This window comes from Nocardia asiatica NBRC 100129, assembly GCF_000308415.1.
Taxonomy (GTDB): domain Bacteria; phylum Actinomycetota; class Actinomycetes; order Mycobacteriales; family Mycobacteriaceae; genus Nocardia; species Nocardia asiatica.
On sequence record NZ_BAFS01000167.1, the window covers coordinates 37,251 to 52,705 of the forward strand.

Annotated in this window: 9 protein-coding genes; 4 read left to right on the plus strand and 5 right to left on the minus strand. The window is 71.8% G+C overall.

The window, feature by feature from the left end; genetic code table 11:
* Nucleotides 1-24: 24 nt before the first annotated feature.
* The 3 genes from recD to recC all read right to left on the minus strand — a co-directional run bounded on the left by recD (nucleotide 25) and on the right by recC (nucleotide 8,934).
* Nucleotides 25-1,923, minus strand: a complete 1,899-nt coding sequence (recD, locus tag ON27_RS15770) for an exodeoxyribonuclease V subunit alpha (RefSeq protein WP_043726856.1) — start codon at nucleotides 1,921-1,923, stop codon at nucleotides 25-27.
* Entirely contained in the window at nucleotides 1,920-5,315 is a 3,396-nt protein-coding gene (locus ON27_RS15775) for a UvrD-helicase domain-containing protein (RefSeq protein ID WP_043726859.1), read from the minus strand. The genes recD and ON27_RS15775 overlap by 4 nt, the downstream gene beginning before the upstream one ends.
* Nucleotides 5,316-5,559: 244 nt before the next feature.
* The gene (gene recC / locus ON27_RS15780; protein WP_043726862.1) at nucleotides 5,560-8,934 is read right to left on the minus strand and encodes an exodeoxyribonuclease V subunit gamma; all 3,375 of its coding nucleotides are present in this window, start codon (nucleotides 8,932-8,934) and stop codon (nucleotides 5,560-5,562) included.
* Between the two features lie 259 nt (nucleotides 8,935-9,193).
* On the opposite strand from recC, the gene ON27_RS15785 reads away from it, so the two are divergent.
* Both ON27_RS15785 and ON27_RS15790 read left to right on the plus strand, forming a co-directional pair.
* Nucleotides 9,194-9,391, plus strand: coding sequence for a hypothetical protein (locus tag ON27_RS15785; RefSeq protein ID WP_245559966.1), 198 nt, complete (start codon nucleotides 9,194-9,196; stop codon nucleotides 9,389-9,391).
* 115 nt (nucleotides 9,392-9,506) lie between these two features.
* Nucleotides 9,507-10,391, plus strand: coding sequence for a serine hydrolase (locus ON27_RS15790; protein ID WP_245559967.1), 885 nt, complete (start codon nucleotides 9,507-9,509; stop codon nucleotides 10,389-10,391).
* A 14-nt stretch (nucleotides 10,392-10,405) separates the two neighbouring features.
* On the opposite strand, the gene ON27_RS15795 is transcribed toward ON27_RS15790, so the two are convergent.
* Entirely contained in the window at nucleotides 10,406-11,902 is a 1,497-nt protein-coding gene (locus ON27_RS15795; protein WP_051046651.1) for a cytochrome P450, read from the minus strand.
* 230 nt (nucleotides 11,903-12,132) lie between these two features.
* Between ON27_RS15795 and ON27_RS15800 the strand changes: the two genes are divergently transcribed.
* Together ON27_RS15800 and ON27_RS15805 are read left to right on the plus strand one after the other, a co-directional pair.
* Complete coding sequence (locus ON27_RS15800) at nucleotides 12,133-13,566, plus strand: NAD(P)/FAD-dependent oxidoreductase (protein WP_051046652.1); 1,434 nt, start codon at nucleotides 12,133-12,135, stop codon at nucleotides 13,564-13,566.
* A 120-nt stretch (nucleotides 13,567-13,686) separates the two neighbouring features.
* Nucleotides 13,687-14,532 carry a hypothetical protein gene (locus ON27_RS15805; protein WP_043726867.1) on the plus strand — a complete coding sequence of 282 codons (846 nt, stop codon included), beginning with the start codon at nucleotides 13,687-13,689 and terminating at the stop codon, nucleotides 14,530-14,532.
* Between the two features lie 153 nt (nucleotides 14,533-14,685).
* Here the strand turns inward: ON27_RS15805 and ON27_RS15810 are convergent, their stop codons facing one another.
* Entirely contained in the window at nucleotides 14,686-15,384 is a 699-nt protein-coding gene (locus tag ON27_RS15810; protein WP_043726870.1) for an urease accessory protein UreD, read from the minus strand.
* Nucleotides 15,385-15,455: the final 71 nt, after the last annotated feature.

Sequence of the window (15,455 nt, forward strand, 5' to 3'; positions counted from 1 at the left end):
GGGCGCCGGGAACGTGAGATTCCGTCATCGACTCCCCGGTTCGCCGTCGCGGCGGGACAACCCGCTGGCGCGCAGCACCCGCCGCGCGATGCCCGCGCGGATGGACTCGTCGGTTCCGACGATCCGGACGTGGCGGCGCGCCCTGGTGATCGCGGTGTACAGCAATTCCCTGGTCAGCAGGGTCGATTCGGGTTCGGGGAGCACGACCGAGACGGTGTCGTACTGGCTGCCCTGGCTGCGGTGGATGGTCATCGCGAAGACCGTGACCACGGCCGGGAACTGGGTGGGATGCACCAGGTACGGTTCGCTGCCGCGTTGCAGCGCCGCGCGCAGCGAACCGTCGGGCATGCGCACTACGACACCGGTGTCGCCGTTGTAGATCCGCGCCTCGTGATCGTTCGCCGTGACCAGCAGGGGTTGCCCGGCATACCACGGCGCCTGGTAGGAGTCGGGGCCCGCGCCCCCGGCGGCGGCCCATTCGGCGGCCATCCGGTCCCAGCGCTCGACGCCGAACGGTCCCTGCCGGTGCGCGCACAGCAAGCGGTGCGATTCGAGCGCGCCCAGCGCGCGCGCCGCGTCGCCGTCGAGCGCGGCGGCGGTCACCGCGTTCGCGGCCCGCACCACGTCGGCGCGCACCGCGGTCAGCTCCTCGGGTGCGCACAGGGACAGTTCGTCGCCGCCACCGCGCAGCAGCTCGAGTGCGGCGTCCGCGTCTCCGGCGCGCACCGCGACGGCCAGGTCGGCGATCCGGCCGCCGAACCTGCGGCCGCGGGTCAGCCGGACGATGCCGCCGCGCAGGCGAGTGCGCTCCAGCGCGGTCAGGGCCTCGGCGTGCTCGCCGGTCGGCTCCGGGCCGAGGATCTCGTCGAGAACGGGGTTGGGGGTGGCGGCGACCGGTCCGGCGACCAGGTCGGCGAGCACCGCGCCCGCGTCCACCGAGGCGAGCTGGTCCGGGTCGCCGACCAGCACCAGCCGGGTGTCCGGGCGCACGGCGGCCAGCAACCTGCTCATCATGGTCAACGACACCATGGAGGTCTCGTCCACCACGATCACGTCGTAGGGCAGCCGGTTGAACTCGTGGTACCTGAACCGGGTGCTGCGGCCGCGCTGCCAGCCGAGCAGCCGGTGCAGGGTGGCGGCGGTGAGTTCGGGCAGTCCGAGCGGAACGGCCTGTTCGCGAACGGCTTCTTGCAGGCGCGCCGCCGCTTTGCCGGTCGGTGCGGCCAGCGCGATACGCAATGTGGGCAGCTTCGGCTCGGCCGCGCGGTGCGCGGCAAGCAAGGCGATGATCCGTGCGATGGTGTGCGTCTTGCCGGTGCCCGGCCCGCCCGCGACCACGGTGGTCCAGTGCGTCGCGGCCAGCGCAGCGGCCAAGCGCTGGCGGTCCGGGGCGGTACCGGCCGACGCTTCGAACAACCGGTCCAGCTCGCGCCGCACCACCCCTGGATCGACCACCGGATGGTGCGCGGATCGCTCGGTCAGCACCCGCCGGATCGTCTGTTCCTGCCGGTAGTACCGATCGAGATAGAGCAAGGGACCGGAATCAGCCGGGCCTTGCGATTCGACCAGCCGCAACGGCCGCAACGGCCCCGCGGGGCCGCCGAGCACCAGCGGGCTCACCCGCAGCGCGGCCACCACCGCCGCGATGTCCGGCCACGGCAGCGTCGCCGGATCGATTCCCGCGTCCCAGGTTTCGTCGGCGTCGACGCCGATCTCCCGCATCCGGTGCAGTTCCAGGCACACCGAGCCGGAGCGCACCGCGCGCACGGCCAGCGCCGCGGCGAACAGCACCGCCTCCGACGATTCCCGGCCGAGCCTGCCCAGCCGCAGCGCCACGTGCACGTCGGCGGCCGACAGCACACCCGCCTCGTTGAACGTGCGCAGCAGCCCGGTTCCCCGCTGCGCCACCTGGATCGAGGTCATCGCGCGGCCTCCCCCGCCAGCAGCGCCGAGAGCGCGACCACCAGATCGGCGGGCGGATGCCAGTCGAAGACACCGCACCCCGCCGGGGTCCGCGGTCCGATCATGCCGCGCACGAACAGGTACCGGACCCCGCCCAGGTGTCTGGCGGGGTCGTAACCGGGCAGCCGCCAGCGCAGATACCGGTGCAGCGCAACCGAATACAGCAGCGCTTGCAGCGGATAGTGGGACCGCAGCATCTCGGCGGCCATGCGGTCGCGGGTGTAGTGCGCGACGGTGAGATCGCCGGCGCCGAGCCGGTTGGTCTTGTAGTCGACGACGACGAATCGCGGGCCCGCGCCGCTGTCGACGCGCAGCACGGCGTCGATGCTGCCGGTCAGGTATCCGCGCAGCGGCATGTCCTCCAGCGCCGCCAACTGGTCGGCATACCCGGACAGATCGTCGTCCGCCGGCAGGTGCCCGCGCAGCAAGTCCGCGACGCATCGCAACGTCGCCGCGGTGGCGCCGACGCGTTCCCCGCCCGCCAGCGGCAACTCGAACTCGAGTTCGCTGAGGCGGTCGCGGGGGGCGATGTCGGCCAGACAGCCGCCATCGAGCGGCGTTCGCAGCACCGCGAGCAGCGCGGTGGCCAGCAGGTCCGGGTCGAGCTCGGCCATCAGCTCGCCCACCGCCACCCGGCACCGGTCGTGCACCTCGGCCGCCAGATCCGCACGGCCGGTATCGATCCGCTCCAGGACGCCGTGCACCAGCGTGCCGAACTCCGCGCCGTAAGGCAGTGCGTTCATCAGCGAGGGCGCACCGGTCTGCTCGGGTTCCGCCGCGCCGATCAGCGAGGTACCGACGGGCTCGTCGCCCGGCCCCGGCGCCTGCTCCGGTTCGCTGCCGGACTCGGGCGTGACCGGTTCGTGCGCCGACGCGGTCAAGGCCGAGTACGACGTGCGCCGCCACTGCTGATCCAGCACCCGGTCGAATCGAGCGGCGGCCAGTTCGCCCTGCGCGGGCGCGGTGCGCACCCGCCGGACCGCGACGTCGTCGGTCCCGGCCACCGCCGTCACCGAGATCGCCGCGGCCGCGTCCTGCGCCCACGCCGAAAGGGACTGAGCGGCAAAGGTATCGGCGGGCACAGGGGCGCGGGTGGCGACGACGGCGCCGCGATCGGCACGCCCGAAGACCATCCGGTGCAGCGGCGAGGCCGCGGTGGTGATCGCGGGCGCCCACCATGCGACGATCTGGCACATCGCCCGGGTCAGCGCCACGTACAGCAGGCGCAGCTCCTCCCCCGCTTCCTCGGCTTCGCTGCGAGTCCTGCGTTCGGCGTATCCCGGGGCGTCCGGGCCGCCGACGTCCAGCACGCGCGCACCGTCGTCGTCGTGGAACAGCAACGTCGCCGGATAGGGGTTCTTCGCGCTGTCCCAGGCGAACGGCAGGTAGACGATGGGGAATTCGAGTCCCTTACTGGCATGCACGGTGGCGACCTGCACGGCGGCGGCGTCTCGGTCCAGCCTGCGGCTGCGATCGGCGACTGCGCCGGAGGCGGGATCGCGCACCCGGTCGGCCAGCCACCGGGTCAGCGCGGTCAGCCCCAGACCATCGGTGAGGGCGACCTGGTCGAGCAGCTGCGCGATGTGCCGCAGGTCGGTGAGCTGCCGCTCCCCGTTCTCCACGGCGAGCAGCCGCTGCGCCAGTCCCGTTTCGGCGGAGAGCTGTTCGAAGACAGCCGCGAAACCGGCGCGCGAGAACAGCCGTGCCGCCTCGCGCAACTGGGCGCTGATCTGCCCGACCAGATCGGCGCCCCCGCTGTCGATCTCGGCCGCGGTGACACCCAGCAGCGGTGTGCATGCGGCCAGCCGCACCCGATCGCCGCGGTGCGGCTGTTCCAGCGCGCGCAGCACCCACAGCCAGTCGGTGGCGCTGCTGGTCGCGAAGACGCTGATGCCGCCGGCGAGCACGGAGGCGACGCCGACGCGATCCAGCGCGGCGCGTACCACGTCGATCTGCGAGCGGGTTCGCACCAGCACCGCGATGTCGCCGGGGCCGATCGGCCTGCGTGCCGCGTCCACCGGCCGGTCGGGCGTCGAATCGCCCTCGGTGGAGACGGTTTCGACCTTGCCGTCCAGCGACATCCCGGATTCGAGCAAGCGGACGATGTCGGCGGCGAGATCGTCGGCGACCTTGGCCCGTATGCGTCCGACGGCCGGGAAGCCGGATTTGTTCAGCGGCCCGGCCCCGGTGCGCGGCAGGCAGCGGACACGCATCGCGGTGGTGAGTTCGGCGGGGCCCGACAGCCGCGACCACGGCCTCGTCGGGGCGACCGGGTGGACGCGAATCTCCTGGTGCCCCAGCGCCGCGCCGCCGTGCAGATGATCCAGCGCGGCGAGCAGACCGGCGTCGCTGCGCCAGTTCGTGGTGAGTTCCCTGCGGGTGTCGGCGTGCGCGACGGCGTCCAGGTAGCTGAGCACCTCCGCGCCGCGGAAGGCGTAGATCGCCTGTTTGGGATCACCGACCAGCACCAGCGTGGCGTGCCCGTGGAAGGACCTGCGCAGAATGTCCCATTGCAGCGGGTCGGTGTCCTGGAACTCGTCGACCAGGGCGACACGGTAGCGCGCGCGGATGCGCAGGCACGCGCGCGGGCCGTGCTCCGGATCGGCGAGCACCTCGTGCAGCAGCACCAGCAGGTCGTCGAAGTCGCGCAGCCCGGCCAGCCTTTTGCGCCGCTCGGTCTCCGCGCGGACCGCGGACGCGAACGCCACCCGCTCGCCGGTCTCGCCGTCGGGCACCAGTGCCGCGTGCCGGTCTCGCACCGCGGCGAGCGCGAGCGTACGCGCCTCTTTCATCGACATCGGCGGCTCGGCGCGGGCATAGCGGTGCAGGTACAGGTCGTCGACCACGGTGCCGACCAGGTCGTCGACGGTCTCCACCAGCCGGGTGCCGGGGTCGTGTTCACCCGCGAGCCCGAGTTCGTCCAGCATGCGCTGACAGAAGCTGTGCGTGGTGGCGATGGTGCCCGCGTCGAAATCCGACAGCGCCGTCAGCAGCCGCCGCTGCCGCAGCCGGATTTCGCTCTCGTCCACCCGCGCGAGATACCGCACCAGTTCGTCGGCGTGCGCCCGTGCCGCGTCCGGATCGGACAATCCGGCGGCGACGGCGACGAATCGGTCGCGGGTACGTTCCCGCAGTTCCTGGGTGGCCGCGCGGCTGAACGTCACCAGCAGCAGCTCGGAGACATCGATACCGGCCTCGGCGACGTAGCGCACGGCCAGGCCCACGATGGCGTGCGTCTTTCCGGTTCCCGCGCTGGCTTCGAGCACGGTCGTGCCGGTGGGCAACGGCCCGTACGGCTCGAAAGCGGCGGCGTCGAAAGCGTTCGCGGCGAGGGAGGTTTCCTGTACGGTCATGCGCGCCTCCCTCGTGCGCGGCCGGAGGTCACGCGATCCACGGACGTCGCGAGCGGGCGGGTGACCGGCCACGCCGCGCGGACCTGCTCCCGATGCGACCGTCCGAGCAGCCATTCTGCCGCGCGCCCGGTCGCCGACCGGCCACCGACACGCGCCCCGGCGATGTCTCCCGGGTCTGCCGAGTCTTCCGGCATGCCACGCCGGATCGCGCCGGAGCCCCCGCGGCCGGCCGCCGGGTGACCGCTCACGGCTGCCCCTGGCTTTCCGCGGCCAGCAGCGGAGCCCACATCCGCCGGGCCAGCGCGCCGAAGCGGGTGCTCTCGCCGGGCTCGCCCGCCGGAGCGGGCGCGGCCATGAGGTGCTCGAGCCGGGGCGCGGGACCCCAGACGTAGCGCAGGTGACGGTCGGTGTGATCGCCGAACGCGCCAGGACCGTTGGGCCCGCCGTTGAATTCGCGCTCGGCCGCGGCGATCGCGTCGTCGGCGCCCGCGCCGCGGATACGGCGCTCGGCGTAGATCGCGCTGGCGGTGGGCGCGACCGGCAGCGGTTCGGTCAGGCCCGCGTCGCGCAGGGCGACGAGTTCGCGCAGTATCTCCCCCGCCCTCGGCACGTCGGGCGCGGTGAGTTCGCAACGCCAGGTGGGACGTCCGAATTGGCCGCGCCCGGTACTCACCGCGCGCCAGGACCGGTCCTCGGTGACGGTCAGCGCCAGCAGCGAAACCCAGGCTCCCATGCGGTGTTTCGGAGCCAGCCGGGAAAAGGTGGTGCGAACCAGGGTTTCGCCGTGGACCTCCGGCACGGTGCCGGTGAGGCGACGTCCGTTCCCCAGATCGACCGCGATGTCCACCGCGCGGACCGGGCCCGCGTAATCCGCCTGGGCGGCGCGCACCAACCGGTCCACGGTGTGCTCGACCTCGTCGAGCACGGCGGCGCCGAAACCGAACGGCGGCAACGTGCCCCGCCGCCACTCCGCGGCCCGCAGCGCTGCCGGGTCCGCGCCGTTCAAGCGGGCGGTGAGCATGCGTTCGCCCAGCTCCCACTTGGCCAGGCCGTCGAGTTCGATGGGCAGCCGGTCGGCGATGTCCTCGTCGTGCTCGGGCACGCGCAGGCCCAGCCGCTGCCACAGGAACGCGCGCACCGGATGCTCCACGAAGGCGATCAGGTCGGCCAGCGCGACATCCGCCGGTTCCGCGGCGGGCAGCGGCGCGGCCAGGAAACCGGGGCGCGGGCGCGCCTGCCCGTCGGCGGCGCGGGCGCCTGCCAGGGCCACCGTGTCGAAACTGAACGGCCGCTCGGCGTGGAAATTGCGGCGGTCGAAGGACTGCAGCGGATGCCGCGTCACCACCGCGCGCATCGCCGCGGCGCCGACGTGCGCCCGCAGCGCGTCCAGCAACTCGGCGACCGGGACGGCGGGCGGCCGGTGCGCCCCGCTCACCGGATCGGCGCCGGTGTGCAGCACCAGCAGCGCGTCGCGGGCCGCGAGGATCGCGTCCAGCAGCAGTTGCCGGTCCTCGCTGCGCGGATCACGTTCGCCCAGCAGGGGTTCGCGCGCCAGCACGTCGTCGCCGTCCGCGGCGCTCGCGCGCGGGAACACGTCGTCGTCCAGCCCGAGCAGCACCACGACCCGGTGCGGCACCGACCGCATCGGCACCATCGTGCAGACGGTCAGCTCACCGGTGCGGAAGTTGGCCCTGGTCGGGCGCGCCGCCAGCCGCGAGCGCAACAGCACGCCCACATCGGCCAGCCGCAACGGCACCTCTTCCGCGTGACCGGTGGCGGCGGCGAGTTCCTGTCTGGCCTCGGTGCGCACCCAGGCCTGCGCGTCCGGTACGTCGGTGAGCAGATCCAGCGCGCGACCGAGCGCCACCGCCCATTCCCGCGCGGGCCGGGGTCCGCGCAGGTCGCGCAGGCAGACCGCGAGCCGGTCGACGAACTCCGCGAAGCGCCCGGCCAGGTCGACGTCGTTGCTGTCCACGTCGTCCAAGGGCAGCGCGAGGTCCAGCCAGTCGTCGGAGGTCTCCCCCGCGGTGACGCCGAGCAGGATCCGGTCCACCGCGCTGTTGAGCGTGTTCTGCGCGAAATCGGCCAGCCCGAACGCTTGGCGCTGGCGCTGCCCGATGCCCCACCGCGCACCCGACTCGGCGGCCCACTCGCGCAGCCGCTCGATGTCGTCGTCGTCGAATCCGCAACGGCGACGGACGGTTTCGGCGGCGGCGAGATCGAGCACCTGGGTCACCGTGACCCGTCCGTCGGCCAGCTCGAGCAGTACCCCGATCACCGCGAGCAGTGGATTGGTCACCCCGCGGCCGCGGTCGGCCAGGCGCACTCGCAACCGGTGCGCCGGATGCTCCGCATCGGCCTGCGACTCGGGCGATCCCGACGCGCGCTGCCCGAACGCCGCGCGTACCAGCGGCGCGTACGCCTCCACCTCCGGGCACATGATCAGCACGTCGCGCGGCTCCAGCGTCGGGTCTTCCGCGAACAGTCCGAGCAGGCATTCCCGCAGCACCTCGACCTGCCGCGCCGGGCCGTGACACGCGTGCACCTGGACCGTGCCGTCGGCGGCGGCCTCCCCCGGCACGGGCGGCCACCGATCGTCCCGGATGCCCGCCTGCAGCGCGCGCAGCAACGACAGAGGTCTGTCACCTTCCGGCGCAACGTCTTCGGATGTACCGGCGGTGATCGGATGATAGGTGTCGGAGCCGTCGGCGGCGGGTGCCGCGAGCCGCTGCTGCAGTTCCCGGACGTCGCGGGCCAGTCCCGCCAGGAGCGGGTGCGCGACCACGGTGGCGGCGGCGTCCTCCGCGCGCGTGCGCGGCGGGGGCAGCCCGCGCAGGGCCGACCAGAGGACCGGGCTCGGATGGACCAGCCACAGGTGCACGTCACGGGCGGCGGCCAGCGCCGACAGTACGGCGAGCTGATCGCTGGGCAGTCTGGTCACGCCGAACAGCGACAGCCGCGGCGGCAGCGCGACCAGCTCCGGCCGTGCGCGCAGCCGCGCGCACGCGGCGTCGAGCCGCTCTGCCGGGCTCGGCTCCCCGATCTCGGCGCGCAACCTGCGCCACAGCGTCGGTTGCCAGAGCAGGTCCTCGGGTATGGCGGACCCGGCGCCGTCGGTGTCCGAGCCCGCCGCCCACTCGGCGATCAGCGCGGGCCGCTGCGCGGCGTAACTGTCGAACAGCGCGGCGATCTGGGCCGCGGTCGCATAGCGCCGGCCGACGCGATACGCACCGCCCTGGGTCGCGCCCGCGCCGAGGTGCCTGGCCAGCACCGCACACCACGGCTCCGACAGCGACGCATCGATCACCCGCAGCAGCGTCCACACCGCCCGCTCCTGCGCCCACGGGTCCTGCTCGGGCGACACTCCGCTCGCCGCGGCCAGCGCTTCGGCGACCAGCGCGGCGGGCGAGGGGAAGGCGACATTCGCGCACACGCCGTCGGCCGAGCCGTCCGCGCCGAGCACACCGGAGAGCGTCTGCGTCAGCCAGCGCTCCACGCCTTTCGCGGGCACCGCGACCACCTCGGCCGCGAACGGATCCTCCTGCGGACGCGCCAGCACCTCCGCCAGCGCCCGGGCCAGTACGTCGGCGCGCTCGGCACGGTGGATGTGCAGCGGCATCTGCGCCCTCTCGATCGATGGTGTCCGGCTGCGCTGGCCTCGGACTTCGTGCACGTTTATACGCGCAGCGACCGACGCGCAACTGCACCGCCCCATCCGGACGCCAGTGAAATAGACCACACGCGAACGGATTACTCCGCCGTGTCACGCCGGGACCGAAGCGGCCGTGTGCGACAGTGCTGCACCGGGGAGGTAAGAGTTTGCACCGGGGCGGAACGAGAGAGCTGCACCGAAAGGCTGGTTCGCGTTCATGGATGCGATGGTGATTCCCCTGGTCCCGAAAGGCGGATTCACGGTCCGCCGGGTCGGTGATCGCTGGGAGCTCGTCAACTCCCGCCACTACGGCCGCACCGTCGTCCTGCAATCCTGGCCGCGGGATCGGCACACCGAGGCGTTCGAGCACTGCTACCGGCTCAACGGGCGCACCGTCGAGGAACTGCGCGCCGCCTTCCGCTGACCTGCGGCGTCGACCGAAATCCGGTGCGCCGCAAGCGCCCGAAACGGGCATAGCACACCCCGCAGCCGAGCTCAAGACGTGCGTCCGGACCCGCGATGTGCGATCGTGATCCCTCGTGCGTTATCCGTCCTCCGCCACCCGAGCCGTTCCCCGCGTGGCCGCCTCCGCCTGTGTCCTCGCCGCCGCGGCGATCATCGCCCCGAGCCTGCCCGCCGCGCTACCGAGCGCGACCGCCGCGCCGCTCGCGCACACCCAGGGGTGCCTGCCCGGTTTCGACTGCGATATGAGCAGCCGCATCGCGAAGGCCGACGCCTACCTGAACAGTCGCCCCGGGGTCACCGGCTATGTCCTGCGCGACCGGGTCTCCGGCGGGGTATACGCCAACGCCAACGCCGAGAACGCGGTCTGGACCGCGTCCACGATCAAGCTCGCGATCGCCGCCGACCTGCTCAACCGGGCGCGGGTGGGCGCCATCGCGCTGTCCCCGGAGGACCGCGGCCTGCTGGAGGGCATGCTCGCGACCTCGAACGACGGCGCCGCCGACCTGCTCTGGACCAAGTACTCGGGCATCGACCGGATGGCATTCAACAACGCCTTCCGCGCCAACGGGATGAGTTCGCTGGTTCCGCAGCCCACCAACACCGCGCTGTTCCCGGACTGGTCGTTCCAGAAGTGCACCGCCGCCGACCTCGACCGGCTGATGGACCACATCCTCAACCACATGCACCCCGACGACCGCAACTACCTGGTCGACCGGATGCGCGCGGTGGACTCCAACCAGCACTGGGGCGTGTGGGGCGCCGGCGCGAGCATGCGGCCCGGCCTGAAGAACGGCTGGTCGGCCGAGCAGGGCGGCTGGGTCGTCAACTCGGTCGGCTTCGCGGGCCCGGGCGAGCGCTACACCCTGGCCATCATGAGTTCGCTGGGTGACGCGGGCGGCTACACCGAGGGCGCCGACACCGACACCAAGCTGGCGGAGATCCTGCTCGCCGGACGCTGAGGCGTCCGCGTCCCTCAGGCGCCCACGCGCCTGCGCAACGTCATCGGCGCACCGTCCCTGGGGAAAGGAATCGTGGTGAATCCCCAGGGCATCCGGTAGTTCTCGGGGATTCGCCACTCGTATTCGCGCACCAGGGCGGCGGTCACCGTCTTCACCTCGAACGTGCCGAAGTGCATCCCGATGCACTTGTGCGCGCCCGCCCCGAACGGCATCCAGGCCAGGCGGTGCGATTTGTCCTCGCGCCGCCGCTCGCCGAACCGCTCCGGATCGAAGCGCTCGGGATGGGTCCACAGTTCCGGTAGCAGGTGATTGACCTGGTAGGCGAGGTCGACGGGGGCGCCCGCCGGAATGTAGTGGCCCGCGATCTCGGTGTCGCGCACCGCGCGGCGCGACAGTCCCGGAACCGGCGGCATCAGCCGAAGACTCTCCCGGACCACCAGATCCAGATCGCGCAGCGCCTCCAAGTCCGCGATGGCCGGGGGCGCGTCGCCGAGCCGTGCGTCCAAGTCGAGCACCTCGGCACGCACCCGCTGCTGCCAGTCCGGATGTTTGCCCAGGTAGTAAGCGACGGCGGTGGCGGTCGTCGTCGTGGTGTCGTGCGCGGCCATGATCAGGAAGATCATGTGGTTCACCACGTCCGCGTCACCGAAGACGCCGCCGTCCTCGCTGCGGGCGTGACACAGGCCGGAGAAGAAGTCCGCCGATTCGGCGCGGCGCTTCTCCGGAAGCATCGCGGTGAAGTAGTCCTCGAGCACCTTCCGGCCGCGCAGCCCGGCCCGCCAGTGCCCGCCCGGCACCGGGTGCCGGATGATCGCCAGCCCCGCGTGGGTGCAGTCGACGAAAGCGTCGATCAGTTGCTTGCGCCGCGGGCCGACGTCCGCGGCCATGAAACTCTCCCCCGCGATGTCGAGGGTGAGTTCTTTGATCGTCGGATACAGCCGCACCGTGCGTTCGGCGTCGCGCTCGCTCGGCACCCAGCGTGCGACGCTCGCCCGCACCACCGGCGTCAGCGCGGCCAGGTGTGCTTCCAGCCGGTCCCTGGTGAACGCCTGCTGCATGATCTTGCGGTGGAACTTGTGCTCGTCGAACTCCAGCAGCAGCAGACCGCGCCGGAAGAACGGGCCGATGAAGTAGTCCCAGCCCTGGCCGAAGTCGCGACGCCGGTGACCGAGCACTTCGTCGAGCGCTTCCGGCCCCGAGACCAGCACCCGATCGACACCGAGGGAGGTGTTCAGCGAGACCGGTCCGTACCGGCGGTAACGCTCCATCATCTCGGCCGGGCCCCAGCGCATGTAGTGCAGCGCCCGGCCCAGGTAGGGCAGTCCCGCGTCGCCGCGCACCGGAACCGTGGCGCTGCCTCGAGGCGGGGTGGCCAGCACTTGACGCCGTTCCGGCAGCAGCCCCAGCGCCCGGTCGATCAGATGGCCGTGCGGTACCTCGATCAGCGCGACGTTCTCCGAATCGGCCTGCACGCTGGGCTTCCGGCCGATCGCACGGTCACCGGCGACCATGGCAATCCTCCCTGAGCGACAGCCTCCATCGTAGGCTGTCGGCCGCGTTCGCTCAGGCGGTTCGGTCGCGGAGATCCTCGCCGCCAGGGCTCCTCGGCGGTGAGACATCGCACCGCAACACGCCAGGAACGGGGATCTCGTCGTGACGGTGCCCGGCTCGGCGGCTACGGTTTAGCGTGTCAGGAACCGACGCCGGGGCGACCCCCCAAGGTCCATCGAGGAGCAGGACGATGAGTACTCAGACTGTCGAGAACGGCCGGCACCGGGTGGTGGTGATCGGTTCGGGCTTCGGCGGCCTGTTCGGCACCAAGCACCTCAAGCGTGCCGACGTCGACGTCACGCTGATCTCCAAGACCTCGACCCACCTGTTCCAGCCGCTGCTCTACCAGGTCGCGACCGGCATCCTGTCGGTCGGCGAGATCGCGCCCGCGACCCGGCTGGTGCTGCGCAAGCAGAAGAACGCGCAGGTGCTGCTGGGTGAGGTCACCGATATCGACCTGACCGCCAAGACGGTGACCTCGCGCCTGCTCGACCAGGACACCGTCACCCCGTTCGACAGCCTCATCGTCGCGACCGGCGCGCAACAGTCCTACTTCGGCAACGACCGGTTCGCCACCTACGCGCCCGGCATGAAGACGATCGATGACGCGCTCGAGTTGCGCGGCCGCATCCTCGGCGCCTTCGAGCAGGCCGAGCTGGCGACCACTCAGGAGGACCGCGACCGGCTGCTCACCTTCGTCGTCGTCGGCGCGGGGCCGACCGGCGTCGAGCTGGCCGGTCAGATCGCGGAGTTGTCCGACCGGACCCTGGAGGGCACCTTCCACAACATCGATCCGCGCGACGCGCGAGTGGTGCTGATCGAGGGCGCGGGCGCGGTGCTCGGGCCGATGGGGCCCAAGCTCGGCGGCAAAGCCGAACGCCGGCTCGAGAAGATGGGCGTGGAGATCCAGCTCAACGCCATGGTGATCGACGTCGACGCGTTCGGCGTGACGGTGAAGGACTCCGACGGCACGGTGCGCCGCATCGAGTCGGCGTGCAAGGTCTGGTCGGCGGGCGTGCAGGCCAGCCCGCTGGGCAAGATGATCGCCGACCAGTCCGACGGCACCGAGGTCGACCGCGCGGGCCGGGTAGTGGTCGAACCGGACCTGACCGTCAAGGGCCACCCGAACGTCTTCGTCGTCGGCGACCTGATGTCGGTGCCCAACGTGCCCGGGCAGGCCCAGGGCGCCATCCAGGGCGCGACCTACGCCGCCAAGCAGATCAAGGCCGGGCTCAACGGCCAGGCGCCGCAGGAGCGCAAGCCGTTCAAGTACTTCAACAAGGGCAGTATGGCCACCATCTCGCGGTTCAGCGCCGTGTGCCAGGTGGGCAAGCTGGAGTTCGGCGGGTTCATCGCGTGGCTGGCCTGGCTCGCACTGCACCTGTACTACCTGGTGGGCTACCGGAGCCGGATCGTCACCGTCATCCAGTGGTTCGTCACCTTCCTCGGCCGCAGCCGGGGGCAGATGGCGGCCACCGAGCAGTGGGTGTTCGCCCGACTAGCCCTGGAGGCCATCAGCAACGGCGACGACGAAGACGCCGAACAACTGGCCGCCGCTCTCGGCACCGCCACCAACAGCCGGGTCGCGGTGGACAAGGCGCATACCGACGCCAAAGCGGGCTGACACGAGTGGCAAATACTCGGTTATTGCAATCCGAGGTGTTATAGCGGGCCCGACCAATCCAGGTCGCCAGCAGATCCGAATGTGGGGCGTCGACGTCTCCTTCCGGATGAAAGGCGATCTATGGGCACAGGCAAGCACCGAGCACCCACACCGCACCGACCGAAGATCGGGTCGATCGTCGCGGCGGGGACGGTTCCGCTGATTCTCGCTCTCGCGGGAACCGGTACCGCGAACGCCGAACCCGATCGGTTCGTGCCGGTGACCCGGACCGACCCCGTCCCGGGCGATCAGGGTGCCCAATGGCCGGGCGCCGAGGCGCCGAACGTGCGTCCGTACGAGGGTCTGCGGATTCCGGACGATGTTCTGAGTTCGTTGCAGTGGGCGCGTCAGTTGCCGGACCCCCCGTACCTGGCTCCGGTGGAAGGGCTGCACCTGCCCGGCCCGGTCGCCCCGGTTCCGCCGATCGCACCGCCTTCCGGCAAATTGCGCTTCGGTGACGTGCAGGTCGACGCCCCGGAGTGGCTGTATCGGGAGCAGGCGATCCAGATCAACGACACCGCCGCGATGGCCGAGGCCAATATGGCGACATTCCTCGACTCGGTCGGGATGGAGCGCACCAGGTCCGATCGCGTCGCCGGCCAGACCATGGGCGCCGCCGCGATCGGCGCTGCCGCGGGCTTCGTGTTCGCGAGCCCGTTCGCGCTGTTCGGGGCGGCTGTCGGCGGAGGGCTCGGCCTGGCCATCGGACTGCCGTTCGCGCCGATCGGCCTCGCCGCGGGCCCGATCGGGGCCGCCTACGGCGCGGCGCTGATGGCCGCCCCGCTGTCGGCCATCGGCGCGGGCATCGGCGCCGGGCTCGGTGCGGTGCACGCCCTCAGCGCTCCGCCGCGGGCGCTCAGCGCGCCGGAGCCGGCCGACCCGGGCCACGATGCCGGCGAACCGGCCCCCGAGGCAGCCGACGGCTGATCGGATGACACATCCCAGAAGCGAGCCGGAAAGGTGGGAACCCGACGACGCTGTCGGATTCCCACCTTTTCTATCTCCAGGTCCCGACCCGATTACACCTCTATGGGACCAAGTCGACATGCGGCACGTTCGGTGCATCGCTCCCGTAGCCGGTCACGGCGTGCCGCGCGCTCCGCGCCTTGATCGCGGTCCATCCCATCCCGGAACACTCAGCAGCGCCCCGGTGCGGGTGAACAAACTGCCGCCGACCGCCAGGGGCAGCCGGGTTTGCGTCAATCCCGTTGTCGCCGCGACGCACTCGTCCGGATAGACGAGTTCGCTTTCCAGCGCCCGCGAGGCGGCCAGTGCGTCGTCGGCCGGGGCGCCCGCGCCCAGTGCCAGCCGATGGCGCAGCAGGGGCATGTCGTCGACGTCGGCGATCAGGTCTCCCCGCCACTCGCCGCCGTCCTCACCCGAGCGACCGATCTGGACGCGCTCGCGCATGCGCAGCCGGGCCTCGGAGGCCAGCCGGACAGTGGTGACCGTGTGGTGCCGAGCGCCGCCCGCCACGACCATCGGTTCGGGATCGAAATCCAGCGTCGCCCCGCTACCGACCTCGAGATGCCAGCGCCCGGACGACAATGGCGTCGCCGCGCCCGGCAGGGCGAGCGTCGCCGCGACCGAGCGCACCACCAGTTCGGCCCCTGCGGCGACCTCGATCACGATATCGAGCTCGTCACCCCCCAAGGGCGTCGCCGCGGTGCCGATCAGGTGCACCGCGTTCGGACCGGTGCGACGGGCCGTCATCGCGCCCGTCGCGTGGATCTCCGGGAGCGCCGCGGCGGTCGCGACTATGCGTAACTCCGTGCGCAACAGCGGATCTCAGCGCGAGGCAGTGGAGCGGTCGGCGTTCGCGCGGTCCTGTTCGGCGACCGTGCGCAACT